Origin of the sequence: Sphingobium yanoikuyae (assembly GCF_013001025.1) — a bacterium.
Classification (GTDB): domain Bacteria; phylum Pseudomonadota; class Alphaproteobacteria; order Sphingomonadales; family Sphingomonadaceae; genus Sphingobium; species Sphingobium yanoikuyae_A.
The window spans coordinates 1,503,266-1,529,795 of sequence record NZ_CP053021.1 but is presented as its reverse complement, the minus strand read 5'-3'; the positions used below and the strand labels follow the sequence as shown (position 1 = coordinate 1,529,795).

Annotated in this window: 25 protein-coding genes; 14 read left to right on the top strand and 11 right to left on the bottom strand. The window is 63.9% G+C overall.

The annotated features are described in order from the left end of the window. Nucleotides 1–24 precede the first annotated feature (24 nt). From mazG to HH800_RS07735, 4 genes are all read left to right on the top strand, one after another. Nucleotides 25–795: a nucleoside triphosphate pyrophosphohydrolase gene (gene mazG, locus HH800_RS07750; RefSeq protein WP_169860721.1), complete on the top strand. Its 771-nt coding sequence runs from the start codon at nt 25–27 to the stop codon at nt 793–795. Then, nucleotides 768–1,271, top strand: a complete 504-nt coding sequence (locus tag HH800_RS07745) for a GNAT family N-acetyltransferase (RefSeq protein ID WP_169860720.1) — start codon at nt 768–770, stop codon at nt 1,269–1,271. Before mazG ends, HH800_RS07745 begins: the two co-directional genes overlap by 28 nt. A 124-nt stretch (nt 1,272–1,395) precedes the next feature. Continuing rightward, on the top strand, nt 1,396–2,727 hold the full coding sequence (locus HH800_RS07740; RefSeq protein WP_169860719.1) for an NCS2 family permease: 1,332 nt from the start codon (nt 1,396–1,398) through the stop codon (nt 2,725–2,727). After that, the gene (locus tag HH800_RS07735) at nt 2,724–3,629 is read left to right on the top strand and encodes a 5'-methylthioadenosine/S-adenosylhomocysteine nucleosidase (protein WP_169860718.1); all 906 of its coding nucleotides are present in this window, start codon (nt 2,724–2,726) and stop codon (nt 3,627–3,629) included. Before HH800_RS07740 ends, HH800_RS07735 begins: the two co-directional genes overlap by 4 nt. Here the strand turns inward: HH800_RS07735 and hflX are convergent. From hflX to dusB, 7 genes are all read right to left on the bottom strand, one after another. Next, nucleotides 3,626–4,957 carry a GTPase HflX gene (hflX, locus tag HH800_RS07730; protein ID WP_169860717.1) on the bottom strand — a complete coding sequence of 444 codons (1,332 nt, stop codon included), beginning with the start codon at nt 4,955–4,957 and terminating at the stop codon, nt 3,626–3,628. The genes HH800_RS07735 and hflX overlap by 4 nt on opposite strands. A 75-nt stretch (nt 4,958–5,032) precedes the next feature. Further along, nucleotides 5,033–5,515 (bottom strand): RNA chaperone Hfq, encoded by a 483-nt coding sequence (hfq, locus tag HH800_RS07725; RefSeq protein WP_004212587.1) that lies wholly within the window; start codon nt 5,513–5,515, stop codon nt 5,033–5,035. Between the two features lie 156 nt (nt 5,516–5,671). Then, entirely contained in the window at nt 5,672–7,048 is a 1,377-nt protein-coding gene (locus tag HH800_RS07720; RefSeq protein WP_169860716.1) for a sigma-54-dependent transcriptional regulator, read from the bottom strand. Further along, nucleotides 7,038–9,293, bottom strand: a complete 2,256-nt coding sequence (locus HH800_RS07715; RefSeq protein WP_169860715.1) for an ATP-binding protein — start codon at nt 9,291–9,293, stop codon at nt 7,038–7,040. The genes HH800_RS07720 and HH800_RS07715 overlap by 11 nt, the downstream gene beginning before the upstream one ends. Nucleotides 9,294–9,391: 98 nt before the next feature. Then, nucleotides 9,392–10,834: a nitrogen regulation protein NR(I) gene (ntrC, locus tag HH800_RS07710; protein ID WP_169860714.1), complete on the bottom strand. Its 1,443-nt coding sequence runs from the start codon at nt 10,832–10,834 to the stop codon at nt 9,392–9,394. Next, nucleotides 10,834–11,943, bottom strand: a complete 1,110-nt coding sequence (locus HH800_RS07705) for a two-component system sensor histidine kinase NtrB (RefSeq protein ID WP_169860713.1) — start codon at nt 11,941–11,943, stop codon at nt 10,834–10,836. The genes ntrC and HH800_RS07705 overlap by 1 nt, the downstream gene beginning before the upstream one ends. Next, complete coding sequence (gene dusB / locus HH800_RS07700; protein WP_169860712.1) at nt 11,940–12,962, bottom strand: tRNA dihydrouridine synthase DusB; 1,023 nt, start codon at nt 12,960–12,962, stop codon at nt 11,940–11,942. Before dusB ends, HH800_RS07705 begins: the two co-directional genes overlap by 4 nt. A gap of 116 nt (nt 12,963–13,078) precedes the next feature. Here dusB and HH800_RS07695 point away from each other — a divergent pair, with 116 nt between their 5' ends. Beyond that, a complete protein-coding gene (locus tag HH800_RS07695; protein ID WP_169860711.1) occupies nt 13,079–14,260 on the top strand; it encodes a bifunctional 2-C-methyl-D-erythritol 4-phosphate cytidylyltransferase/2-C-methyl-D-erythritol 2,4-cyclodiphosphate synthase in 1,182 nt (393 codons plus the stop codon). Nucleotides 14,261–14,267: 7 nt separating this feature from the next. Next, nucleotides 14,268–14,786: a CinA family protein gene (locus HH800_RS07690; RefSeq protein ID WP_004212578.1), complete on the top strand. Its 519-nt coding sequence runs from the start codon at nt 14,268–14,270 to the stop codon at nt 14,784–14,786. On the opposite strand, the gene HH800_RS07685 is transcribed toward HH800_RS07690, so the two are convergent. Both HH800_RS07685 and lipA read right to left on the bottom strand, forming a co-directional pair. Beyond that, nucleotides 14,732–15,208, bottom strand: coding sequence for a type II toxin-antitoxin system RatA family toxin (locus HH800_RS07685; RefSeq protein WP_010339373.1), 477 nt, complete (start codon nt 15,206–15,208; stop codon nt 14,732–14,734). The genes HH800_RS07690 and HH800_RS07685 overlap by 55 nt on opposite strands. Nucleotides 15,209–15,215: 7 nt before the next feature. Further along, the gene (gene lipA, locus HH800_RS07680; protein WP_169860710.1) at nt 15,216–16,196 is read right to left on the bottom strand and encodes a lipoyl synthase; all 981 of its coding nucleotides are present in this window, start codon (nt 16,194–16,196) and stop codon (nt 15,216–15,218) included. Between the two features lie 38 nt (nt 16,197–16,234). Here lipA and HH800_RS07675 point away from each other — a divergent pair, with 38 nt between their 5' ends. The 3 genes from HH800_RS07675 to HH800_RS07665 are packed head-to-tail and all read left to right on the top strand — an operon-like array spanning nt 16,235 to nt 17,986. Next, nucleotides 16,235–16,873 (top strand): carbonic anhydrase, encoded by a 639-nt coding sequence (locus HH800_RS07675; protein WP_010339375.1) that lies wholly within the window; start codon nt 16,235–16,237, stop codon nt 16,871–16,873. Between the two features lie 13 nt (nt 16,874–16,886). Continuing rightward, nucleotides 16,887–17,705 carry an NYN domain-containing protein gene (locus HH800_RS07670; RefSeq protein WP_169860709.1) on the top strand — a complete coding sequence of 273 codons (819 nt, stop codon included), beginning with the start codon at nt 16,887–16,889 and terminating at the stop codon, nt 17,703–17,705. After that, the gene (locus tag HH800_RS07665) at nt 17,705–17,986 is read left to right on the top strand and encodes an acylphosphatase (protein WP_169860708.1); all 282 of its coding nucleotides are present in this window, start codon (nt 17,705–17,707) and stop codon (nt 17,984–17,986) included. The genes HH800_RS07670 and HH800_RS07665 overlap by 1 nt, the downstream gene beginning before the upstream one ends. Nucleotides 17,987–18,626: 640 nt before the next feature. On the opposite strand, the gene HH800_RS07660 is transcribed toward HH800_RS07665, so the two are convergent. Then, a complete protein-coding gene (locus HH800_RS07660) occupies nt 18,627–20,123 on the bottom strand; it encodes an arylsulfatase (RefSeq protein ID WP_097385696.1) in 1,497 nt (498 codons plus the stop codon). Nucleotides 20,124–20,537: 414 nt separating this feature from the next. On the opposite strand from HH800_RS07660, the gene HH800_RS07655 reads away from it, so the two are divergent. Continuing rightward, on the top strand, nt 20,538–21,542 hold the full coding sequence (locus HH800_RS07655) for a cytochrome-c peroxidase (RefSeq protein ID WP_169860707.1): 1,005 nt from the start codon (nt 20,538–20,540) through the stop codon (nt 21,540–21,542). Between the two features lie 291 nt (nt 21,543–21,833). Here the strand turns inward: HH800_RS07655 and ettA are convergent, their stop codons facing one another. Then, nucleotides 21,834–23,519, bottom strand: a complete 1,686-nt coding sequence (gene ettA / locus HH800_RS07650; RefSeq protein WP_004212532.1) for an energy-dependent translational throttle protein EttA — start codon at nt 23,517–23,519, stop codon at nt 21,834–21,836. 102 nt (nt 23,520–23,621) lie between these two features. On the opposite strand from ettA, the gene HH800_RS07645 reads away from it, so the two are divergent. From HH800_RS07645 to HH800_RS29340, 4 genes are all read left to right on the top strand, one after another. Continuing rightward, nucleotides 23,622–24,995 carry a M20/M25/M40 family metallo-hydrolase gene (locus tag HH800_RS07645; protein WP_169860706.1) on the top strand — a complete coding sequence of 458 codons (1,374 nt, stop codon included), beginning with the start codon at nt 23,622–23,624 and terminating at the stop codon, nt 24,993–24,995. A gap of 158 nt (nt 24,996–25,153) precedes the next feature. Beyond that, on the top strand, nt 25,154–25,366 hold the full coding sequence (locus HH800_RS07640) for a hypothetical protein (RefSeq protein ID WP_004212530.1): 213 nt from the start codon (nt 25,154–25,156) through the stop codon (nt 25,364–25,366). 564 nt (nt 25,367–25,930) lie between these two features. Then, a complete protein-coding gene (locus HH800_RS07635) occupies nt 25,931–26,092 on the top strand; it encodes a hypothetical protein (RefSeq protein WP_169860705.1) in 162 nt (53 codons plus the stop codon). 160 nt (nt 26,093–26,252) lie between these two features. Then, nucleotides 26,253–26,381 (top strand): hypothetical protein, encoded by a 129-nt coding sequence (locus HH800_RS29340; RefSeq protein WP_268932917.1) that lies wholly within the window; start codon nt 26,253–26,255, stop codon nt 26,379–26,381. Nucleotides 26,382–26,530: the final 149 nt, after the last annotated feature.

Here is a 26,530-nt window from a genome sequence, read left to right as displayed (position 1 = left end):
TCAGCAGCCAATGCGAAGGTTCCCATGTCCAAAGCCAGTCCCGCCGATATCATGCCGATCGCCGATGTCATGGCGCGGCTGCGCGATCCGGACACCGGTTGCCCCTGGGACGTCGAGCAGGATTTCGCCAGCATCGCCCCCTATACGATCGAGGAAGCCTATGAAGTGGCCGATGCGATCGAGCGCAATGACATGGCCGACCTGCGCGATGAACTGGGCGACTTGCTGCTGCAGGTCGTCTTCCACAGCCGCATCGCCGAACAGGCCGGCCATTTCCGCTTGCAGGATGTGATCGACAGTATCGCGGCGAAGATGATCCGGCGTCATCCCCATGTCTTTGGCGAAGGCGCCCGGCGCGAGGATGGCCATGCCCAATGGGAAAGCATCAAGGCGGCCGAACGCGCCGACAAGATCCCCGACCCGAGCGCCATGGCCGGCGTGGCACAGGCGCTTCCGGCGCTGCTGCGCGCCGAAAAGCTGCAGAAGCGGGCCGCCCGCACCGGCTTCGACTGGCCCGACGCCCAGGGCGCGATCGCGAAGATCCATGAGGAACTGGACGAGGTCGCCAGCGCGACCAGCCATGCCCATCGGGAGGAAGAGGTCGGCGACCTCCTCTTTGCCGTCGTGAACCTCGCACGCCATCTCAAGATTGACCCCGAAGTCGCCTTGCGTGGCGGAAATGCCAAGTTCGATCGTCGTTTCCGTCAGATGGAGGCGATTGCCGGCGACGCGTTCGTGGGCCTGTCGCTCGAAGAGAAGGAAGCGCTATGGCAGCAGGCGAAGCAGGCGGAATGATCAGGCCGGTCACGCCGGCGGATCATGACGCGATCTGGGCCATGTTGGAGCCGGTGCTCCGCGCCGGCGAAACCCTGGCGGTCGATCGCGCGATCAGTCGCGAAGACGCCCTTGCCCTGTGGCTGTCGCCGGACCGCACCGTCCGCGTCGTCGAGGAGGATGGCGCCCTGCTCGGCATCTTCTACGTCCGGGCCAACCAGGCCGGCGGCGGCCGCCATGTCGCCAATGCCGGCTATGTCACGGCGGGCCACGCAACCGGGCGTGGCGTTGCCAGGCGCATGTGCGCCGCCTCCTTCGATCTGGCCCGCGGTCTGGGCTTCAGCGCCATGCAATATAATTTCGTGGTTTCCTCCAACAGCCGCGCAGTCGCGCTGTGGCAGGCAATGGGCTTTGCCATTGTCGGCCGCGTGCCAGATGCCTTTGCCCATCCAACGCTGGGGCTGGTCGACACATTTGTGATGCATCGTTACCTTTGACGCGGCGCGTGCGCAGCGGCATAGGGCGCACAATCGCGACCATCGCGCATAGGGGGTATCTGGTGTCAACTTCGCTGTCCGGGCCGGCCATGGCCCCTTCCGTTTTCCTGGCCGGTTGCGCGCAATGACGGCTCCCCTGTCGTCCTGGCTCGACAGCCGTTTCCAGATAGCCGCGCGCGGCAGCAATGTGCGCACGGAAATCGTCGCCGGCATCACCACCTTCCTCACCATGGCCTATATCGTGCTGGTCAACCCGGCGATCCTGAGCGAGGCCGGCATGCCGCTGGTCGGCGTCGCCGCCGCGACCTGTTTCGCCGCCGCCTTCGCCAGCATCCTGATGGGGATGGTCGCGAACGTGCCCCTGGCACTGGCACCGGGCATGGGGCTCAATGCCTATTTCACCTATTCGGTCGTGCTGGGCTTGGGCATTCCCTGGCCGGTCGCGCTGGGCTGCGTCTTCCTCTCGGGCGTCGCCTTTCTGGCGCTGACCCTGGCGGGCATCCGCCAGATGATCCTGGCCGCCATCCCGCCCCATCTGCTGGCGGCGGTTGCCGGGGGCATCGGCCTGTTCATCGCCTTCATCGGCCTGCGCAATGCCGGTATCGTCGTTTCCAACAGCGCCACCTCGGTGGCGCTTGGCGACCTTCGCTCCGCGCCGGTGCTGCTCACCCTGTTCGGCCTGACGCTGATCGCAGGCCTGTCGATCCGCCAGGTCCGGGGCGCGATCCTGATCGGCATCGTTGCCACCACCCTGCTCGGCTGGCTGGTTGGCGCGCTGCATTTCACGCCGACGCCCTATGATGTATCGGCGCTGGGCAGCACGGCCTTCCATCTCGATCTTGGTGCAGTCTTCGCCGGCAGCCATGGCATCGGCGTGCTGGAAATCATCTTCGTCTTCCTGTTCGTCGACCTGTTCGACAATCTCGGCACGCTGATGGCGGTGACCAAGCGCGCCGGCCTCGCTCGCCCCGATGGTAGCGTGCCCAATCTCAACCGCATCCTGATCGCCGACGCGGCCGCCACCATGGTCGGCGCGACGGCGGGCACCAGCACCGTCACCTCCTATGTCGAAAGCGCAGCCGGCGTCGCAGCCGGCGGTCGTACAGGCCTTACCGCCATCGTCACCGGCCTCCTCTTCCTCATCACCATCTTCGCTGCGCCCTATGCCGGCCTGGTGCCGCTCTATGCGACGGCGCCAGCGCTGATCCTGGTCGGCAGCCTGATGATGGCGCCGCTGGTCGAGGTCAGTTGGGAAGAACCGTTCGAGGCTGTTCCCGCCTTCCTCACCCTTGCCCTCATCCCCCTCACCTTCTCGATCGCCAACGGCATCGCCTTCGGCATTGTCGCTCATGCGATCCTGAAGCTGCTGCGCGGCAAGATGAGCCGCGCCGACTGGCTGCTATTTCTCCTCGCCATATTGATCGTCATCCGCTTTGCCTGGGTTGCCGCCGCATGAAGTTCCTCCTCGCCCTGGTCGGCCTGCTGACCGCATCCCCTGCCCTCGCCCAGAAGCTCGATGAGCGGCCCCGCACCGCGATCATGACCGCCTTCCCACCCGAACATGCCGCGCTCGTCGGCCGGATCGAGCAGCCGCGGACCGTCCGCGTCAACGGCGTGCCCGTGACGCTTGGCCAGATGGCCGGCAAGCCGGTGCTGCTGGTCGAAAGCGGCGTCAGCATGGTCAATGCCGCCATGACCACCCAGTGGCTGGTCGATCGCTTCGCGGTGAAGCGTATCCTCTTTTCCGGCATTGCCGGCGGCATCGATCCGTCGCTGCATATTGGCGATGTCGTGGTCGCGGCCGACTGGGGCCAGTTCATGGAAAGCACGATCGCGCGCGAGGCGCCGGGCGGCTACGCCCCGATCTTCCGCACGCCGGGCAACGACCTGCCCAATTATGGCATGATCTTCCCGCGCGATGTCGAGGTCGGCAATGAGGCCGAAGCCAAGAGCTGGCACCGCGCCTTCCCGGCCGATCCCGCCCTACTTACCATCGCCCGCGCCCTCTCATCCTCGGAAAGCCTGGCCCGCTGCGCCGACGCGGCCGCCGCCAAATGCCTGCCGCACCAGCCCAGCCTGCATGTCGGCGGGCGCGGCATCAGCGGCCCGGCCTTCATGGACAATGCCGCCTATCGCCAATATCTGTTCGCGACCTTCCAGGCGCAGGTGCTGGACATGGAAAGCGCGGCGGTGGCACAGGTCGCCTATGCCAATCGCGTGCCCTTCCTGGCCTTCCGCAGCCTCTCGGATCTCGCCGGTGGCGACGCCGAGCAGAACCAGATGAGCGTCTTCATGGCGCTCGCCTCGGCCAATTCGGCCCGCGTCGTACAGGATTTCGTGGCGCGACTGCCTGATTAACGGTCGCGCTTGAGGAAGCGGGCGAGGCCGGAGTCGGACAGGCGGACATCCACCTGCATCTCCGCTTCGCTCGGCCGAGTCGCCAGCACCTCGCCATGCTCGTGCAGCCAGGCAAGGGCCGCACCATCGCTGATCGGCAGGCGTAGGCTGTGAACCCTTGCGCCACGGGTCAGCCGGCTGCTGATAGCCCGCTGCAGCCCCTCGACACCTTCGCCGGTCAAGGCAGAGATGATAACGACATCATCATGCCGCGCCGCAATCTCGCGCGCCTGCGCGGCACTCTCTGTGTCGAGCAGGTCCAGCTTGTTCCACGCCTCGATGATCGGCGGCGGATCAGCCTCGCCATCGCCACGCTCCAAGGCGCCTTCGCCGGCCACGCCCAGTTCGCTCAGCACATCGAGCACGTCGTCGCGCTGCGCTTCGGTATCGGGATGGGCGATGTCGCGGACATGGACGATGATATCGGCCGACAGCACTTCCTCCAGCGTCGCACGGAAGGCCGCGATCAACTGGGTCGGAAGGTCGGAGACGAAGCCCACCGTGTCGGACAGGATCGCCTTGTCGAGCCCCGGTAGCACGATCTGCCGCATCGTCGGATCGAGCGTGGCGAACAGCAGATCTTCGGCCATCACTTCGGCGCCGGTCAGGCGGTTGAACAGGGTCGATTTGCCGGCATTGGTATATCCCACCAGCGCGATCACCGGCCAGGGCGCACGCTGGCGCCGGGCGCGATGCAGGCCGCGTGTCTTGGTCACCTGATCCAGTTCGCGCCGGATCTTGGCCATGCGGTCGCGGATCATGCGCCGGTCCGCCTCGATCTGGGTTTCGCCCGGACCACCCAGGAAGCCGAAGCCGCCGCGCTGGCGCTCAAGATGGGTCCAGCTGCGCACCAGACGCCCGGCCTGGTAATCGAGATGGGCGAGTTCGACCTGCAGACGCCCTTCATTGGTGGCCGCGCGCTCGCCGAAAATTTCCAGGATCAGCCCGGTCCGGTCGATCACCTTGGCACCGGTTCCCTTTTCCAGATTGCTCTGCTGCACCGGGGTCAGCGCATTGTCGACGATGACCAGTTCCGCCTCTTCCTGGTTCACCAGCGTGGCGATCTGGTCGACCTGGCCGCTACCGAATAGCGTGGCGGGCTTGCGGTCACGGACGCGGAAGCTCTGGGCGGCGCGCACATCGATGCCGATCGCCAGGGCGAGGCCTCGGGCTTCCTCCAGCCGGGCGTCGCTGTCGCGGCGGTCGCCGCCATGGGTTTCGGCATGCACGACGACGGCACGCGCACCGCGCGCCACTTCGTCCTCGGAGTCGCGATTGAATATGGCCATGTCAGCTTAGAGCATCTGGCCGCGCTCCGGTCTACCCGCGCGGATCGGCGGGAAGACCGGATGCGGCATGGACGATCAGTCGTCCTGCTCGTTCTCACCCGACAGGTCGAGCGAATGGAGCGGTTGCACGGTCGAAATGGCGTGCTTGTAAACCAGCTGCACCATGCCGTCGCGTTCAAGCAGCATGCAGAACAGGTCGAAGGCGGCGATCTCGCCCTGGAGCATCACGCCGTTGACCAGGAACATGGTCACCGGGCTGCCCGACTTGCGCACGGCGCTCAGGAAGATCTCCTGCAGCAGGCGCGGCTTGCCATTGCCGTCACTGGCCTTGCGCAGATCGGTCAGGTCCATCGTCTGGGCCGGCATGACCGTCGAAATGGCATGCTTGTAGACCAGCTGCGATTGACCATCCCGGCGCAGCAGCACGGAAAAATTGTCGAACCAGGTGATGATGCCCTGCAGCTTCACGCCCTTGACCAGGAACATGGTCACCGGGGTCTTCGACTTGCGCAGGCTGTTGAGGAAAATATCCTGAAGGTTGTTCACTTTGTCGGCCATGGTTTTTGCCAGTCCTTTATTGGCGGGACGTTACCCGCTCTCGCACCTCTGGGCGGAGGTGTCTTGCCTGCCCCCGCTTGTCGAGGGCGAGGCAATCCTACCGCAATTGCGAAGGGGCGTCCATGCCTGACATCGCCATCGGGAATTTCCCTAGCGTCAGCCGTCCTTTCCGTCGGTAATGCCCAGCAATTTCAGTTTGCGGTGCAGCGCAGACCGCTCCATGCCGATGAAGGTCGCGGTGCGCGAGATATTGCCCGAAAACCGCCGGATCTGGATGCGCAGATATTCCCGCTCGAAACTTTCGCGCGCCTCGCGCAGCGGCGCGCCCATGATCGCCGACTGGCCAATGCCGTCGCCGCCGCCGCCGCCGCTCGTCAGTTCAGCCGGCAACATGTCCAGTTCAATCCGCCCGATCCGGTCGCCCGGCGCCAGGATCATCGTCCGTTCGATCACGTTGCGCAACTGACGGACATTGCCCGGCCACTCATTGGCCTGCAGCGCCGCCATGGCATCGCTGGCGATCTCGGGCGGATTGACCCGACGATCGGCGGCGAAGCGCGCCAGATAATGTTCGACCAGCGGCGGAATATCATCGCGACGCTCGGACAGCGACGGAATCTGCAACGGCACCACATTGAGCCGATAGAAGAGATCCTCGCGGAAGCGCCGCTCCTCGATCTCCGCCGTCAGGTTGCGCGCGGTCGAGGAAATGACGCGCACGTCCACCTTCACCTGCCGCTGCCCGCCGACGCGGGTGAAGCTCTGGTCGGTCAGCACGCGCAATATCTTGCCCTGGGTGGTGACGGGCATGTCGGCGATCTCGTCCAGATACAGCGTGCCGCCATGCGCCTGTTCCAGATAGCCCGGACGCACCAGCCCGCTGGGATCCTCGACGCCGAACAGTTCTTCCTCGACCCGATCCGGGTCCATCCGCGCCGCGGCGACGATGATGAAGGGCGCGTCGGCGCGACCGCTCCAGCTGTGCAGCATACGGGCAGCGACTTCCTTGCCGACGCCGGCCGGGCCGGAAATCAGCACTCGGCTACCGGTGCCCGCAACCTTCTTGATCGTCGCCCGCACGCCGTTGATCGATGCCGACGTGCCGGTCAGCTCATCATCCTGGCCAAAGCGCGCGCGCAGCGTCTGGTTCTCGCGCCGCAGCCGCTCGGTCTCGGTGGCGCGCGCCACCAGATGGAGCAGCCGATCCGCCTCGAACGGCTTCTCGATGAAATCGGCCGCACCCTTGCGGATCGCCGCTACCGCCGTGTCGATATTGCCATGACCGGAAATCATCAGCACCGGGACGGTCGCGTCGCGCCGCTTGATCTCGTCTAGCAGTTCCAGCCCGTCGAGCTTCGAGCCCTGCAGCCAGACATCGAGCAGCACCAGCGAGGGGCGCCGGCTGTCCAGCGCTTCGATCGCGCTGTCGCTATTGGCGGCGGTGCGGGTGGTAAAACCCTCATCTTCCAGCACACCCGCAACCAGATCGCGAATGTCCTCTTCGTCGTCGACTATCAGAATATCAAGCGCCATTGGCCGTCACTTTTCCTTTGGGCAAGGCAACCACCTGCCCCTCTTCCAGTTTCTCCAGGGCCGCGACAGGGAAGCGCAGCGTCACCCGCGCGCCCCCGCCTTCCGCGTCATCGAAGCGGATTTCGCCCATATGTTCTTCGACAATCTTCTTGACGATGGCCAAGCCCAAACCCGTCCCCTTCGACCGCGTGGTCATATAGGGCTCCAGGATGCGTTCACGTTCGGGCGGCAGGCCGATGCCATCGTCGCGCACTTCGATTACCAGCGCGCCATCAGCCTCATGCAGGCGCATGCGCACATGGCCGCGCACCCCGCCATCCTCGGGCGCCGGCTTCGGCTCGATCGCCTCGACCGCATTTTTGACGATATTGGTCAGCGCCTGGCCAAGCTGGCGGCGATCGCACACCATCTCCATCTCCCCGGCATCCGCGTCGAAGGCGAAGCGAATATCGGGATGAGCCACCTCGTGCAGGAACAGCGCGTGGCGGGCGATGTCGCCCAGCGCCTCGCGCCGGAACACCGGCTTGGGCATGCGCGCAAAGGAGGAGAATTCGTCGACGATGCGGCGCAAATCACCCACCTGCCGCACAATCGTGCCGGTCAGGCGTGCAAAGGTCGACTTGTCGCTCGTCACCTCCTCGCCATAGCGGCGCTGCAGGCGTTCGGCCGCCAGCTGGATCGGCGTCAGCGGGTTCTTGATCTCATGCGCGATGCGGCGCGCTACATCCGACCAGGCCGCACGGCGCTGATCCGACAATTGCTGGGTGATGTCGTCGAAGGTCAGAATATGGCCGGACACATCCTCGGACACCTTGACCGCCAGCGTGCGCAGGTCGCCTTGCGCGCGCACCTGGACGATGCCGGCATCCTCCTGCGAAGCAACCAGTTCGGCCAGCTCAGCCGAAATCTCGGCCAGCGGCCGTCCGACCGGATCATCGCCTTCACGCACCAGGATCGCAGCGGCCGAGCTGTTCAGCAACTGGATCACGCCGCCGCGGTCCACCGACAGCACGCCGGCACTCACGCCCGACAGGATCGCCTCGATAAAGGCACGCCGCTCATCAAGCTGACTGTTGGCCGCGACCAGCGCGCCGGTCTGCGCTTCCAACCGCTGGGTCATGCGGTTGAAGGCTGAGGCGAGCGTGCCGATTTCATCCCGGCTGGCCGGGCTGGTCACGCGCGCGGACAGGTCGCCCGCCGTGATCTTGCGGGCAGCCGTCACCAGCTCATTGACCGGCCGCACCATCCAGTCGGCGACCGCCAGCGCGATGTAGACGGCGATGCCGACCAGCAACAGCGATCCGACGAACAGCAACAGGTTGAACCGTAACTGCAACGCGCGGGATTGCGCCGCGAACAGATCATAATCGCCCAGCACCTTCTGCGCCCGCTCCACATTGGAGAAGGACGAACTGCCGGCATTGCGCGTGGCATAGAGGTAGATTTTGGAATTGGGGTATAGCAGCGTCACCGCTTCGATCTGGTTCGGCTTGGCCGCCACCACCACATCCTCGCCGGACGCCAGGCGCTTGACCACATCGGCCGACAGCATTTCGGACGCTGGCCGGCTCTCGGGATCGACCGTCGCAGCGGTCCGCGCCACGCCGTCCTTGCCAATCTCGATGATCGCCGACCGGTTCAGCTTTCGCGTCACCACCTGATAGATATAGCCCTCGGCAAAGCGGGGGCTCGAAACGCTTGACTGGCCCAGATAGTCGCGCAGATCGCTCGCCATGGTCAGCGTCTCGTCGCGGACCTCGCGCAAATTCTGCTCATAATAGCCACGCGCCAGATCGCTGGCATTCTGGAGCATGCCGCGCGCACTGTCCGAAAACCAGAATTGGACGCCATATTGGAACAGCAGCGACGCAAAGATCACGACCAGCAGCATCGGTACGCTGGCCACGACCGAGAAGATCGCCACCAGGCGGACGTGGAGCTGACCATCGCTACCGATGGCGGATTTCGCGGCCCTGCGCTTGGCCACGCGGCGCCCCAGCAGCATCAGCAGCGCGATCGCCGGCACCAGATTGGCGACCAGCAACAGCGCCACGATCGGCGGGGTCAGCAGGGTGTAGGACTGGTCCTGCCCGGACAGCAGGCGATAGGTCAGGCCAGCGGTGCCAAGAAACAGGATGAGCGTGACCGCTTCGATCGCGGCGGCCAGGCGACCGTTGCGCAGGTAAGGCCGGATCAGCCTTGCCCAAGCCTGCCCCCGTCGGGGGATTGTCACCGCACCAGTCATAGTGGCTTCGTTACAACAATGCCGTGCCCGATCAAACACAGTTTTTACATAAAACCATGTCGCTGGTCGATGCGATTGGGCGCTTCGTCTCGCCCTCGCTAATCGCTCAGGCGCAATTGCAGTGGGTCGAGGCCATAGTCGGTCAGCTTCTTGCGCAGCGTGTTGCGATTTATCCCTAGCAGGCCGGCGGCGCGGATCTGGTTGCCGTCGACGCTGGCCAGCGTTTCCTGCAACAGGATCGGCTCGATCACCGCCAGCAGATTATCGTGCAACTGGGGATTGGCCTGTCCAAGCCCGACGCCCAGTTGCCGCTTGGTCCATTCCCGCACGGCCTGCGCAAGCTGCCCTGCGGGCGCGGCATGATCGGCTGGCACGGCATCCAGCGGCAGCGCATGCCGCAGCATGTCCGCCGCGATCACATTCTCGCGGCTCAGCACGGCAAGCCGCTGCATGATATTCTGCAACTCGCGCACATTGCCGGGCCAATGATAGGCCATCAGCAGCTGCGCGGCGTCCTCGGCCAGGGCCTTGCGCGGCAAGCCGTCCTGTGCCGCCCGATCCAGGAAATGGCGGGCCAGCAAGATCACGTCCTCGCGCCGTTCGCGCAAAGGCGGCAGCGACACCGGCACGACATTGAGCCGATAATAGAGGTCCTGACGGAACCGGTTTTCCTCGATCAGTCGCGGCAGATCCTTGTTGGTGGCGGCGATGATGCGGACATCGACGCGGACCGGCTTCGACCCGCCGACCGTGGTCACTTCGCCCGACTGGAGCACGCGCAGCAGCCTTGTCTGCGCCTCCATCGGCATGTCGCCGATTTCATCGAGGAACAGGGTGCCGCCCTGCGCCTGTTCGAACTTGCCGGCGGTCCGCGCCTGCGCGCCGGTAAAGGCGCCCTTTTCATAGCCGAACAGTTCCGCTTCGATCAGTTCGCGCGGAATGGCCGCCATGTTGATCGCGACGAAGGGACGGGTGCGTCGCTGGCCCAGGCTATGGATGGCTTCGGCCACCAGCTCCTTGCCCGTTCCCGACTCGCCCAGCACCAATATGCTGAGATCGTTGGAAAGAACCCTGGCGATGGTGCGATAGACTTCCTGCATCGCAGGCGAGCGACCGACCAGCGGCAGGCCGTCATGCGGCAATCCTTGCTCGCTCGCGTCCGCCCCGCCCGATCGATGCCCCAAGGAGTCCGCAACAGCGCGCGTCAACTCATTGAGATCGAACGGCTTTGGTAGATATTCGAACGCCCCCTTCTCGGTCGCCCGGATCGCAGTGTTCAGGGTGTTCTGTGCGGAAAGAATGATAACATTCAGGTCGGGCTTGCGCTCGATAATCTCCGCCACGCCATCCAGTCCATCGCCGTCCGGCAGCATGACGTCGGTGATCAGAATGTCGGGCGAAAAACTCTCCATCAACGCCGTGCGCTCGCGGATCGATCCGGCGATCTTCACCTTGTGCCCCTGGCGCCGCAGAGCTTCCCCCACGACCACGCAGATGGCGGGATCATCATCGACGACCAGGACCGTACCCGTTGCGGCCATCAGCCCATTCCCATCGGCAGCAGGATGCGGAAGGTGGATTCCCCGGCTTCCTGATCGCGGGAATATTGCACGAAACCGCTCATGTCCCTCACCAACTTGTCTACCAGTGCCAGGCCGAGCCCCTGCCCGTCCCGCTTGCCCGTGATGAACGGGTTGAAGAGGTGGTCCAGAATATGTTCGGGCACGCCCGGCCCATTGTCGATCACCACGATCTCGATCGGCAGCACGGCGCTGCCCTTGCGATCGCCGACCAGCACCGACATGCCATGCCGGAAAGCCGTCTCGACGCGAATGCAGGGGTGCTCGACATGCTCAAGCGCTTCCGCCGCATTCTTCAGCAGGTTAATCATCACCTGCACCAGCGCATCGTCGTTGATGATCGCGAATGGCAGGGATGGATCATAACGCTTTATAATTTTTACATTCTTGGCAAAGCCTGCCGCCGCAATATGTGATGCGCGATCGATCAACGGATAAATGTTGCCGGGGCCGCATTCCAGCGTGCGGTCGGTCGTGAAATCCTGCATCCGGTCGATCAGCGCGGCGATCCGGTCTACCTCGTTGCAGATGAGCTGGGTCAGCGCGGCATCGCTGCCGCCATTGCTCGTCTCCAGCAACTGCGCCGCGCCGCGAATGCCCGACAGCGGGTTCTTGATCTCATGCGCCAGGATCGCCGCCGCGCCAACCGCCGATCGCGCGCCGCCCGCCGTGCCGCGATGGCCGATCTTGCGGGCCTGCCCCTGCGCATGGATCGACACGACCCGCCAGCCATCATGATCGACGATGGGGGAAATCATCAGATCCACTTCCATCTCGGCGGTGCGCCCGGCATGGACCTTGATGTCATAGGCGGCGATCGGCTTGTTGCTGTGCCAGATATCGAACCGCGCGCCGGCCTCGGCAATCCGCACCGTGCGCGCCACGTCGCTGCCGATGATCGCCGACCGCGCCATGTTGAGCAGGGTTTCCGCCCGCGCATTGGCGTCGGCAATGCCATTATCCGGCCGTACTACCAAGGTCGCGACCGGAAGCGCCGTCATCAGTTCCGACAAGGATGGTCCATCCTGCTGCATCTGAAGCGGCGGGAGGGACGGCAATGGCATGGTCATGCAGCCTGAAGTGCCACCGCCGGTTCATCCGCCGCAATCAGCGGCTCATAAAAGGCGGCCAGCATATCCAGCACCCGCTGCGCGTCCGCCTCCTGATTGACCGTGTTGCGGAACTCCGCCGATCCAGTCAGGCCCTTGGTGTACCAGCCGATATGCTTGCGCGCCATGTTGACGCCGGTCATATTGTCATAATGATCGAGCATCATGCGATAATGTTCTGTAATCAGATCATATTGTTCAGAAAGGCTTGGGTCGGCGCGACGCTCGCCGGTGGCGAACCAGTGCATCACCTGGCCCAGCAGCCAGGGCTTGCCATAGGCGCCACGGCCGATCATCACCCCGTCGGCGCCGCTCTGGTCGAGCGCGGCTTCCGCGTCCTCGATCGAGCAGATGTCGCCATTGACGATCACCGGCAGCTTGACTGCATCCTTGACCGAGCGGACGAAGCCCCAGTCGGCGCTGCCCTTGTACATCTGGCAGCGGGTGCGGCCGTGAACAGTGATCAGCTTGGCGCCCAGATCCTCGGCAATATGCGCCAACTCCGGGGCATTGAGGCTGCTATGATCCCAGCCCATCCGCATCTTGACCGTGACGGGCACATCGACCGCCTCGACCGTTGCCTTGATAAGGGCGGCCGCAAGCGGCAGGTCGCGCATCAGCGCGCTACCGGCATCGCCATTGACCACCTTCTTCACCGGACAGCCCATGTTGATGTCGATGATGGCCGCGCCCCGATCGGCGTTGAGCTTAGCCGCCTCAGCCATCTCGGTGGGCGAACAGCCCGCGAGCTGCATCGACACCGGTTCTTCCAGCGGATGCCAGGCGGCCTTCTGCAGCGACTGGCGCGTCTCGCGGATCATCGCCGCGCTGGCGATCATCTCGGTAACGTTCAAACCCGAACCAAAACGGCGGACCAGCGTGCGGAAGGGCATGTCGGTTACGCCCGTCATCGGCGCCAATATGACCGGCATGTCGACCGTCACCGGTCCAACGGAAATGGGGGAAAGCCTGCGCGTCATCTTCTATCACTGCCTAAAAAACAGGCAGCCCTTAGCCGAAAATGGCCGCGACGACAAGGCAGGCCCCGGACCATCCATCGCGCTTTAGTAGTTGGCGAGCATGGGGCAGAGCGTCTATGCGCCGCTGCATGACATCGAACAGCAGGATCGTCGCGCTGATCGTCGCCGCCGGGCAGGGAAGCCGGGCCGGTGGCGACATTCCCAAACAATATCGGCGGATCGGCGGCAAGGCCGTGCTGGCCCATGCCCATGACGCGCTGACGGCGCATGGCGGCGTGTCGGCCATCCACATCGTTCTGGGCGAAGGCGAGGAAGACCGCGCCCAGTCCATGCTCGGCGATCGCACCGCCCATTTCGTCACCGGCGCGGACAGCCGGCGCGGTTCGGTCCGGGCCGGGCTGGAGGCGATCGCGGCGGCCGGCGGCGCAGATATCGTGCTGATCCACGATGCCGCCCGCCCGTTCCTGCCCGCATCGGTCATCGACCGGTTGCTGGCCGCGCTGGAACATGCCGAAGGCGCCATCCCCGCCCTGCCCGTCGCCGATACGCTGGTTCGCGCCAATGGCGAGATCATGGCAGACGGCGTCGATCGCGCCGACCTGCATCGCGTGCAGACGCCGCAAGCCTTCCGCCTCGAGACCATCCTGGCGGCCCATCGCGACTGGGATGAGGAACGGGAAGCCACCGACGATGCCCAGATATTGCGCGCATGGGGCCATGACGTCATCTTGGTGCAAGGCGATGAAAGGCTGGAAAAATTGACCTACCCGCAGGATTTCGCCCGCGCCGAAGCGCGCATCATGGGCGCCCGCACCACCCGCGTCGGCATGGGCTATGACGTCCATCGGCTTGCGCCCAACGAAGAATTGTGGCTGGGCGGCGTGCTGGTCCCGCACGATCGGGGCCTCGCCGGCCACAGCGATGCCGATGTCGCGCTCCATGCCATTGTCGATGCGATCCTCGGCGCGCTCGCCGATGGCGATATCGGCAGCCATTTCCCACCGTCCGATCCGCAATGGCGCGGCGCCTCGTCGGATCGCTTTCTCGCCCATGCCCGCGATCTGGTCCTGAAACGGGACGGCCGGATCGATCATATCGACCTCACCATCATCTGCGAAGCACCCAAGATCGGGCCGCATCGCGACGCCATGCGCGTCCGGATCGCCGAGATATTGGGGGTTCCCCTGGATCGGGTCAGCGTCAAGGCGACTACGACCGAGCGACTTGGCTTTGCCGGCCGGCGCGAGGGCATCGCCGCGCAGGCGGTTGCCACCCTCTCCCTCCCCACGCTATCCTGAGCCGACCATGCCCAATACCATTCTGCCCGCCCAGCTCGTCGACCTTGCCGAAAAGGTCATCATCGCCAACCGCCGCGCCGGTCGCACCGTCGCGGTCGCAGAAAGCTGCACTGGCGGCCTGGTCTCCGCCGCGCTAACCGAAATCGCCGGATCGTCGGACGTCTTCGAGGCCGGTTTCATCACATATTCCAATGATATGAAGGCGGAACTTCTAAAAGTTTCGCATGACGTGCTGGACACGTTCGGCGCAGTCTCCATCGCCACCGCCTGGGCGATGGCACAGGGCGCCCTCAAGAAAAGCCACGCCCATGTCGCGGTCGCCATCACCGGTATCGCCGGGCCGGGCGGCGGCAGCGAGCAGAAGCCGGTCGGCACCGTCGTCTTCGCGCGCGCGGAACGCGGCGGCAGCCCCGACAAGGTCGTGGCCGACATGCATCATTTCGAGGATAATGGCCGCGGTGGCGTCCGCCTTCAGGCGGCGTTGTGCGCGCTCGAACTGCTGCTGCCCGATTCGCCGGCGCCATAAAGCGCCGCCGCGCGCGTCTCGAACGCACCGATCATCTTGCGCAGCGCCTTGTCGAAAAACTGACCGGCGAGCATCTCGAATATCCGGTTCTTGAATTCGAACTCGACCTCGAAATCCACCAGCACGCCGCCCTGCCCGTCGTCGCGGAAACGCCATTCATTATGGAGATGCTTAAGCGGGCCGTTGAGATAGTCGACCCGGACATGGTCCGGGCGATGCTTGTGGACGCGCGAGGTAAAGCTCTCGCTGATCCCCTTGAAGCCGACGATCATGTCCGCGACCATCTCGCTCTCGCTATCCGACCGGATACGGATCGCGCTGACCCAGGGCAGGAATTGCGGATAGGCCGAGACGTTCGACACCAGGTCGAACATCTGTTCCGGACTATAGGGCAGCTGGCGGGTCTCTTCATGCTTGGGCATTCGCCGGTCAGGCCTTCGCGACGGCCGCCTTGGCCAGCTTCGCCTCGCGCGCGGCGCGCATCTCGGCGAAATCCTTGCCAGCATGATAGCTCGACCGGGTCAGCGGGCTCGACGCCACCTGCAGGAAGCCCTTGGCCCGCGCGATTGCCGCATAGGCGTTGAACGCGGCCGGGGTGACGAATTCCATCACCTTGGCATGTTTGGGCGTGGGCTGCAGATATTGGCCCATGGTCAGGAAGTCGATGTCCGCCGAACGCATGTCATCCATCACCTGATGAACCTCCAGGCGTTCCTCGCCCAGGCCCAGCATGATGCCCGACTTGGTGAAGATCGACGGATCGAGCTTCTTGACGCTCTCCAGCAGGCGCAGCGACGCATAGTAACGGGCGCCAGGGCGTATGGTCGGGTAGAGCCGGGGCACGGTCTCCAAATTATGGTTATAGACGTCCGGACGGGCGGCGACGATCATCTCGATCGCACGCTCATGCTTGTTGCGGAAATCCGGGGTCAGGATCTCGATCGTGGTGCCCGGCGTCGTGCGGCGCAGCGCCTCGATCACCTTGACGAACTGGCTAGCGCCGCCATCGGGCAGGTCGTCGCGATCGACCGAGGTGATGACGATATGTTCAAGGCCCATCTCGGCGGCGGCATCGGCCAGGTTCTGCGGCTCGTTGACATCGACATTGCGCGGCATGCCGGTCTTGACGTTGCAGAAGGCGCAGGCGCGGGTGCAGACATCGCCCAGGATCATCACCGTGGCGTGCTTCTTGGTCCAGCATTCGCCGATATTCGGGCAGGCCGCTTCCTCGCAGACCGTGTTCAAACCCTTTTCCCGCATCAGCTTGCGCGTCTCGTGATAAGCGGGGCTAGTCGGCGCCTTGACGCGGATCCAGTCAGGCTTGCGGGCACGCTCGGTCGTGGCGGGCTGACCGGGGACGGGGATCGGGGCAATGTCGTTCATCGGCCCCAGATAGCGATGCAGGACCATACTTGCCAGCCCTCTCTTTGTGCGGCACATCAATCATCATGACCGACTTTGCAGACATGCTCGAAGGCTATCGCCGCTTCCGTGACACCGGCTGGTCCCAGCAGCGCGAGCGATGGGACGAACTCAACGAGGGGCAGAGCCCCCGCGTGATGGTGATCGCCTGTTCCGACAGTCGAGTCGACCCGGCCCAGATCTTCGACACCAGCCCCGGCGAAATCTTCGTCGTGCGCAATGTCGCCGCGCTGGTGCCGCCGTTCGAAACCAATCCCGGCTGGCACGGCGTGTCGGCTGCGCTGGAATTCGCCGTCCAGGTGCTCAAGGTTGGCGAGATCGTCGTCATGGGCCATGGCAAGTGCGGCGGCTGCAAGGCAGCGCTCAGCCATGACCTGAAGGACGCGCCTCCAGGCGAAGGCGGCTTCATCCATAACTGGATACAACTGCTTGACGATGCGCGCGACGTGGTGGTGGACCGCTATGGCGACCAGCGCGACCGGGATGTCGAGCGCGCCATGGAGCAGGAAGGCGTGAAGGTCAGCCTTACCAATTTGCGTAGCTTCCCCTGCGTGCGCGCCAAGGAAAAGAGCGGCGAACTGAAGCTGGTCGGCAGCTTCTTCGCCATTTCCGACGGCCAGCTTCACATATTGGACGAACAGACCGGCGTCTTCGCCGCAGCCTGACGGGAGGCGCACCATGCCCATGCGGCAGGAAGGGCGTGGCAATATCGCCCTGCTGATCGACGCGGACAATGCGTCGGCGGCCCATTTCGATGCGGTGATGACCGTGCTGGCGGAACTCGGCACGGTCAATATCCGCCGCGCCTATGGCAATTGGAACAAGGCGACGCTCAAGACCTGGGCGGCGCTGTCGGTCGCGCAGGCGATCGAGCCGCAGCAGCAGTTCGACCTGACCAAGGGCAAGAATGCCACCGACATGAAGATGACGATCGACGCGATGGACCTGCTGTCCAGCGGGCGCGTCGACGGCTTCGGCCTGATGTCGAGCGACAGCGACTTCACCCCGCTGGTGACGCGCCTGCGCCAGGACGGCATCCCGGTCTATGGCTTCGGCAATGCCAATGCGCCCGAGGGCTTCCGCCGCGCCTGCACCCGCTTCATCGACGTCGCCGCGCTGCGGCCGGTCGAAGTGCCGGTGGCCAAACCGGCGGCAGCACCCAAGAAAAAGACGCCGGCCAAAAGCGGCGCCGCCGCCAAACCATCTCCCGCAGCGGCGGCCCCGCCCCCGCCAGCCGCACCGCCGGCGCCAGCGGGCACCGGCGCGGCGGTAGACCCGGAAGTCGTGCGCCTGCTGATCGATGCCTATGACGAGGCGAAGCGGGATGAGCGCGGCTTCGTGGCGCTGGGGCCGGTCGGCCAGCGGGTCGGTAACCGTTCCAGCTTCGATGTGCGCAATTATGGTTTCAAGCGGCTGTCCGATCTGGTCGCCGCCATCCCCAATTTCACCACCGAAGTGCGCGAAGGCGGCCAGACCTGGATCAAGCGGATCCGCTGATGCTGGTCGTCGCCCGTCACCTGATGATCCTCGGCCGGGTGCAGGGCGTCTTCTACCGCAACTGGACGGTCGAGACCGCCCGCAGCCTGGAACTCACCGGCTGGGTTCGCAACCGCATGGATGGCAGCGTCGAGGCGCTGGTACAGGGCGAGGCGGACATGGTCGATCGCTTCGTCACGCTGGCACAGGATGGCCCGCCCGCAGCAAAGGTCGCGCGGATCGACGCGACGGATGCGCCAGTCGAGGCGCTGAACGGCTTCGAGAAGAGACCGACAGCCTAACGCGCCATGGGGCGCGAGATGGTCTCGACAGATCAAAGAGCCGATCGAGTTTAGGCTGAATGACGGCCTGTAGGACAGCGGAAACATCCGGCGGTCAGCACAGCAATCGACGCGACAGTTTATTTTCGTCCGAAGTTCATAGTGTCGTCGGGTCATTTCGGTCCTTTTGCCCCTGCCACGCGCCCATGACGCGACACCCACGCACCTGCAACGCGACAGCGGGGTCATTGCCAGGGTCACCCCCGCGCGCCGCTGACGCGACAGCGAAGCGACAGAGTTGGTTGAACGGCCGAGATCGAGGTGATTTTTTTCATGGCCCGAGTAGATCAGGATTGGGCAAAATAGGACAGACCCGCCTCGCATGGCTGACGGATTTGCGATGGTATCTAACGACCAACTGTGGCCGTTCAGCCGCCGCTTCTCAATTCCAGGGTGCAGTCGGTCCGCGTCTGGCGTTTCCATGCGCAAGACCGGCTGTGATGGGAATGAAAAGGTCCGGGCGTCCGATCGGCACCTCATTCCCCTCCCCAGACTGATGACCCGTTCCGGCTGATACACCTGACGAGAGGCGCGTGTGCCATCCACATGTGCAACACTTGCCCCTCGCCATGATGCAACTGGCGCTACCCTATGTTGCCGGTCAGTTCTGGTTCGGGCTCGCCGTTCCGATCTTGTCCATGGCGTCGCTGACCGTCCAGCTCGCCGCCTTGGCGCGCGGAGGAAACTTCTTGAAGCTTTCCAGCAGGTGGGCAACGATCGCTTGCGCGGGCACCATCAGGAACATGCGGTGCGCGATGAAATCACCATAATAGATGCTTTCGGGGCCGCGTTCGAACGGGTCTGAGCGCAGGTTGATCATCATCGGCGCGCGTAGCGCGGTGAACTGGCCTTGCCAGACGCCGACGGGCGTGCGCGGACTGATCTCGGTATTCTGGGCCAGGAAGTTGACCTTCCACTGGTTGACGCGGATCGCCATCAGATCGCCGTCGTCGCTCCAATAGGCAAAGCCCTTGCGCGGCGCTTCCGTCTCGTCGCCCTTGAAGAACGGCATCAGATTGTGACCGTCCAGATGGACCTTGAACTTGGTGTCGCCGATCTTCCCGCCCTTCTTCACCCGCTCGACCACATTGCTGTCGCCCGCCGCGGCGGCCAGCGTCGGCAGGAAGTCTTCATGCGCGCAGATGTCGTTGATCACCTGGCCGGGCTCGATCACGCCGGGCCAGCGGATGACGCAGGGCACGCGGAAGCCGCCTTCCCAGTTGGTTGCCTTCTCGCCCTTGAAGGGCGTGGTGCCGCCGTCGGGCCAGGTGAAGCATTCGGCACCATTGTCCGTGGTGTAGACGACGATGGTATCCTTGGTCACGCCAAGCTCGTCGACCAGATCGAGCAGTTCGCCGACATGCCCGTCATGCTCGACCATCCCATCGGGATAGATGCCAAGGCCGGTCTTGCCCTTCGAGGCGTCCTTGAGGTGGGTGAAGATGTGCATCCGGGTGGAGTTGAAATAGCAGAACCAGGGGCCGCCCGCGTCATGGTTGCGCTTGATGAAGTCCTTGGCGTCGGCGAGGAACTCTTCGTCCATCGTCTCCATCCGCTTCTTGCTCATCGGGCCGGTATTTTCGATCGTCTGGCCGCCCTTGCCATCGGCCTTGCACCGCAGCACGCCGCGCGGGCCGTATTTCTCGCGAAATTTCGGATCCTTGGGGTAATCCTCATTCTCCGGCTCCTCTTCGGCATTCAGATGATAGAGGTTGCCGAAAAATTCGTCGAAGCCGTGCATGGTCGGCAGATGCTCGTCGCGGTCGCCGAGGTGGTTCTTGCCGAACTGCCCCGTCGCATAGCCCTGCGCCTTGAGCACCTGGGCGATGCAGGGATCATTCGGTCCCAGACCCTGATCGGCCCCTGGCAGGCCGACCTTGGTCAGGCCGGTGCGGATCGGCGATTGGCCGGTCAGGAACGCGGCGCGGCCCGCGGTGCAGCTTTGCTGGGCATACCAGTCGGTAAAGCGCGCGCCCTCCTGGGCAATGCGATCGATATTGGGCGTCTTGTAGCCCATCATGCCGCTATTGTAACAACTGGCGTTAAACCAGCCGATATCGTCACCCATGATGAACAGGATGTTGGGTTGCTTTGCCATTGACAGGGCCTCCATCAGTTTTCGCGGACATGATGGATGTGACAATCAGCGCGCGTGCGGTATCAGTGAAAACCCCGGAAGCGTCCCTGCCTGCCCCTGGCGCGTCAGCGGCATCTGTTGGTCGATCTTGAGCGAGCGAACTGCAAATGCGACAGTTCCGCATGGAGGCGTCCGCTTGATCCATCCGACGGTCGGAGAGCTGACAGTCCGCTCCCCACCCGAAGTTGCCATTCCCCTAACCAGACCTCAACAACCTTCTGGTCGACAGGGAGCATCCGACGTCGCCCGAAGCAAGGGCATTTGGCGACGAGCACCATTATTCACTTCCATCGAGCGTGGCCGCCCCCTCCCCCTTTACCCCGGCCTGCGGATCGGTCAGCCTTGGTTCGTCATGCGCGGCGAAGGGGACGGCGGGTGCGAGTGGGTGGAGCGGCGATCATCGGAGCGGCGGCGTTGCTGGCGACGGGACTGGGGGCTGCACGTCCCGCCTGGCGCTGGCCTGCCCTGCCCTCTGGCGTTGCAGTGCCCGCCATCCCGTCCGACAACGGCATGACCGCTGCCAAGGTCGCACTTGGCCGCCGGCTCTTTTATGATCGCGCCCTGTCGGCCGATGGCAGCATGGCTTGCGCCGATTGCCACCAGCAGGAGAAGGGCTTTGCCGATGGCCTTACCACCCATCAGGGCGTGATGGGCGAGATGGGCGTCCGTAATGTACCCGGCCTCGCCAATGTCGCCTGGCGCAGCGGCCTGACCTGGACCGAGGCCGGCCTTTCGACGCTGGAGCAGCAGGCGATGGTGCCGATGACCGGGACCAAGCCGGTTGAGATGGGGCTGGCGCAGGATGATGTCGGGCTGGCCCGGCGGATCGGCGCCGATCCCTGCTATCGCCGGATGTTCGCGGCCGCCTTCCCCGGCGCACCGAATGACCTGGGCTTCGCAAGGGTGACTGCGGCTCTTGCGGCGTTCCAGCGCACGATGATCTCGTTCGGCAGCGCCCATGATCGCGGCACATTGTCGCCACTGGCGCAGCGTGGGGCCAGGCAATTTGCCGCAGCGGGCTGTGGCGGCTGTCATTCCGGGCCGGACTTCACCGACAGCAAGACCCATTATGTCGGCACCGCTGCGCCGCAGGAGGTCGATGCGGCCGCCTATGGCGGCAAGCCCCTGCCGCCGGGCTTCGAGCCGCCACCCGAGCAGTTCCGCACGCCGTCGTTGCGCAATGTCGCCGTCACTGGCCCCTGGCTGCACGATGGCCAGTCGCCGACGATCGAATCGGCCATCCGCCGCCACGCCGCGTCGATGCTGGTCGATGTCGATATGCCTGCCCTGCTCGCCTTTCTCGACGCGCTGACGGACCCTGATTTCCTGAAGAATGCCGCGCTGGCCCGGCCGGCCGCGACCTGCCCGATTCCCGCGTGAGTTGGCTCCGCCTGAAAACGCTCGTTCGACGGACAAAAAAAAGGGCCAGCCCCGAAAGGCCGGCCTTGATAAGTTTTAGGAGAGGATGCCTGAAAGGCCCGTCCTATGTGCAGCGCAGCGCGTTCTTTCGCAATTGCGAAGGGCGGAACCGGCGTTGCAGATATTGCAACTTCATTACCGCCCGGACGATGGGACGGCAAAACGCCCGGCATCAATAAGGGACACCGGGCGTTTCAAGCCGTTGTTTCAACGGTATTTTCGAGGGAGGTTGTCGTCAGCCTCCCGATCCGGTCAGCGCGTCAGCTTCTTATAGGCGAGGCGCGTCGGACGATCGGCGGCATCGCCCAGGCGACGGCGCTTGTCTTCCTCATAAGCCTCGAAATTGCCCTCGAACCATTCGACATGGCTGTCGCCCTCGAAGGCGAGAATGTGGGTGGCGAGACGGTCAAGGAAGAAGCGGTCATGGCTGATCACCACGGCGCAACCGGCGAAATTCTCGATCGCCTCTTCCAGTGCCGCCAGCGTTTCGACGTCAAGGTCGTTGGTCGGTTCGTCGAGCAGCAGCACGTTGCCGCCGCGCTTCAGCATCTTGGCGATGTGGACGCGGTTGCGCTCACCACCCGACAGCTTGCCGACATTCTTCTGCTGGTCCTGGCCCTTGAAGTTGAAGGCGCCGACATAGGCACGAGTCGACATGTCATGGCCGTTGACCTTGACATAATCGAGACCGTCCGAGACTTCTTCCCAGACATTCTTCGACGCGTCGAGATGGTCGCGGCTCTGGTCGACATAGCCCAGGCGCACGGTCGAGCCGATGTCGATCTCGCCCGAATCGGGGGTTTCCTGACCGGTGATCAGACGGAACAGGGTCGACTTGCCCGCGCCGTTCGGACCGATGACGCCGACGATGCCGCCGGGCGGCAGCATGAAGGACAGATCCTCGAACAGCAGCTTGTCGCCATAGGCCTTGGAAATGCCCTTGGCCTCGATCACCTTGCCGCCCAGACGCTCAGGCACCTGGATGACGATCTGCGCCTTGCCGGGCGCGCGATTTTCCTGGGATGCGACCAGCTGCTCGAACTTGGCGATACGCGCCTTGGACTTGGTCTGGCGCCCCTTGGGTCCCTGACGGATCCACTCCAGCTCGTCATTGATCGCCTTCTGGCGGCCGGTGGCCTCGCGGTCTTCCTGCTCCAGGCGCTTGGCCTTCTTCTCCAGATAGGTGGAGTAGTTGCCTTCATAGGGGAAATATTTCCCGCGATCGAGCTCCAGGATCCAGCCGACGACATTGTCGAGGAAGTAGCGGTCGTGGGTGATCATCAGCACCGACCCGGCATATTCCTTGAGGTGATTTTCCAGCCAGGTGACGCTTTCGGCGTCAAGATGGTTGGTCGGTTCGTCGAGCAGCAGGATGTCGGGCTTCTGGATCAGCAGGCGGGTCAGCGCGATGCGGCGCTTTTCACCGCCCGACAGGCTTTCCACCGACCAGTCCGACGGCGGGCAGCGCAGCGCTTCCATCGCGATTTCGAGCTGGTTGTCGAGCGTCCAGCCATCGGCGGCGTCGATCTGCTCCTGCAGCGTGCCCATTTCCTCCATCAGCGCGTCGAAATCGACATCTTCCGGCGGATCGGCCATGATCATGCTGATCTCGTTGAAGCGGTCCAGCTTGTCCGCCATTTCGCGGGCGCCGTCCTTGACGTTTTCCAGCACATTCTTGGTCGGGTCGAGCTGGGGCTCCTGCGGCAGATAGCCGACGGTCACATTCTCACCCGGCCAGGCTTCGCCGCTGATGTCCGTGTCGATCCCGGCCATGATCTTGATCAGGGTCGATTTACCGGCGCCGTTCGGGCCGACGATGCCGATCTTGGACCCGCGATAGAATTGCAGATTGATGTTGTTCAACACCGGCTTGGGCGCGCCGGGGAAGGTCTTTGTCATGTTCTTCATGACATAGGCATATTGCGATGAGGCGGACATGGGTTCGCGCAGCTCCAAAGGGTATGGACAGGAAAATTTGCGCCGAATTAGCGAAGGCGGAAGCCATTGGCAAATGGGGTATGTCTGAGTAAGCCTTCAGCCATGCAGAAAATCCGATCGGGCCCGCTCGCCGCCCTGCTCCTTGGCAGCATCCTCACCCCCGCTCTGGTCCAGGCCGCCCCGGCCAGCGACGCCGCGATTCGCGAAGCCGCCCTGAAGGATGATGTCGCCTGGGACATCACCGAAGGGCTGACGACCGAAGTCGGTCCGCGCCCGGCCGCCACGCCGCAGGAAGCACGCGGGCGCGAATGGGCCGCCGCCAAGCTCAAGGCATTGGGCTTCGCCAACGTCCGCATCGAACCTTATAAGATGCCGCTGTGGGAACGCGTCCATGACGAGGCGGCGATCATCGCCCCTTTCCCGCAGAAGCTGGTCATCGCGGCACTGGGCAACAGCGGATCGACCCCGGCACAGGGGATCGAGGGCGAAATCGCCTATTTCCCGACCATCGCCGACCTGCAGGCCGCGCCGGACAGCGCGGTAAAGGGCAAGATCGTGTTCGTCAGCCATGACATGGTCGCCGCCCAGGACGGGTCGGGCTATGGCTATTATGGTGCCGCCCGCCGCCAGGGCCCCAGCATCGCCGCCAGGAAGGGCGCGATCGCGATCCTGGTGAAGTCGATCGGCACCGATCATCACCGCATCGCCCATACCGGCGTGCAGATGTGGGCCGATGGCGTGACGCCGATCCCGGCCGTCGCCGTCAGCGTACCCGATGCCGAACAGATGGCGCGCGTGGTGTCGCGCGGCCAGCCAGTCCGCGTCCACCTGACCGCCGTTTCGAAGACCGCCAAGGACCAGCCGTCGGGCAATGTCATCGCCGAAATCCCCGGCAGCGATCCCAAGGCCGGCGTCATCGTCGCTGCCTGCCACCTCGACAGCTGGGACCAGGGCACCGGCGCGATCGACGATGCGTCGGGCTGTGGCATCGTGGCTGCCGCCGCGTTGCAGGTCGCCAAGGTCGGCGCGCCGCGTCGCACGATCCGCGTCCTGTTCGCCGGCGCCGAGGAAGTCGGCGGCAATGGCGGCCGCGCTTATTATGCCTCCCATGGCAAGGAGCCGCATGCCCTGGTGCTGGAATCGGACTTTGGCGCCGACAAGGTGTGGAAGGTCGACTTCACCCTGCCCGCCGGTCATGAAGCGCTTTCGGCCCGGATCGCACAGGGGCTGGCGCCGCTGGGCATCGTGCCGAGCCGTGACAAGGCGCATGGCGGATCGGACATCGAACCGCTGGTGGAAGCAGGCATTCCGGTGATCGACCTGCAGCAGGATGGCACGCGCTATTTCGACATTCACCACACGCCTGACGACACGCTGGACAAGATCGATCCGGCGCAGCTGCGCCAGAATGTCGCCGCCTGGGCGGTCACGCTGAACATTGCTGCGAATGCGACAGAAACATTGGGCATTAACTGAACTTTTATAGTAGAGAACGCCCCGTCGCGTGATTCTGCCGCTTCACCGACGTCAGAAAAGCATTGATTTGTGCAGCGCACACGTTAATGCGGGTCGCTCGCGTAGGGTCACATTTGTAACGTGCCAGACGCGGCATAATGCTATGGGAGCCGTACACAATGAAGAAGATCGCTGTTGTTTTCGCTTCGGCCAGCCTGATGGCCCTCGCCGCTTGCGGTGAGAAGCCGGCCAACGAAACCGCGAACGCTTCGAACGCCGTCGTCGAGAACGTTGTCGAGAACGCCGCCAACGCTGCTGACAACGCCGCCAACGCCGCCAACGAAGCTGCTAACGCCGCTAACGTTGCCGAGAACGTTGCGAACGCGCACTAATCTCTGCCACGGCGAGATTTCGAAGGGCGGGCCTATATGGTCCGCCCTTTTTGTTTGTCCGCGCAATATATGTGGCTCGACATGATTTTCGGGCATTGACGCCGGCGGCGCTCGAACGCTAAGGCGCGCGTGCATCGGGGAGTAGCGCAGTCTGGTAGCGCGCCTGCTTTGGGAGCAGGATCGGCCACCAAAAAACGGCGGATTTCCTAAGGTTTCCCGACACACCTTCCAAAATTCTGGGGAAATTCTGGGGAAATTCTCAGAGTTGCCCGCACCGGGTTTAATCGCGCCTATATCACCAGACATGTGATACGCTGTCCCCGGACGGAGGACGTGTCCCATGAACATTGACGCCTGATGCGCAGCAGCCCCGACATCGTGCTGACCATTGAAGCTGCCGTCCTTGCGCTGCTGATGATCGTCAGGTTGATCGACTGATACCCGCTGCGGTGCTGCATAGGGTCGTGATCAGCGAGATTTTCTAACCCAGCGCAAACTGGAGGCGGTTGAAAAATCTTGACCGATCGATTTTATTTGCCGCCTGCGTAATGATCGGAGGCGCGGATGGAAGACCACTTGAAGGCCGCTGCGGTTGCGGCCGATATGTCAGACGACGAACTGATGAAGGCTTGGACTGCGGTCACCGACCGAGAGAACCTCTCCTACGAGCATCAGGCGGTTATGGATGAAATGATCATCCGAAGGCTGATGCCTGATGAAACGTGACCGCCATCCGTCCTGACCATTGAAGCCGTCGCCCTGGGCGGGATGATGTTCGTCGAGGCGATCAGCACCGATCCGCCCCAGCGCATTGATCCCTCTCGACCATTTCCATGGCGACCGCTGCACGGATCGATGCTATCGCTTCGACGCAGGGAGAGAACGGATGGACGATCATCACGACGATGGCGACCAAAGTCGAAGCGGCGACGATCAGTCGGATATCGAGGCGTTCGTCCTGGCTGCGACGATCCTGGTCGCGGCTATCAGCGCGATCGTCATCCTGATCATCTAGCGCGCAACCATCGACGAGAACGGTCGTTTCATCCCGACCCGCACACCTGGAGAGACAAGCATTGCGCCGCCCCGACACCGATGCCACTAACCGAACGCGATCGATCGCCGATACAATCCTCGCGCTGGCAGTGCTTTGCGCATATGCCG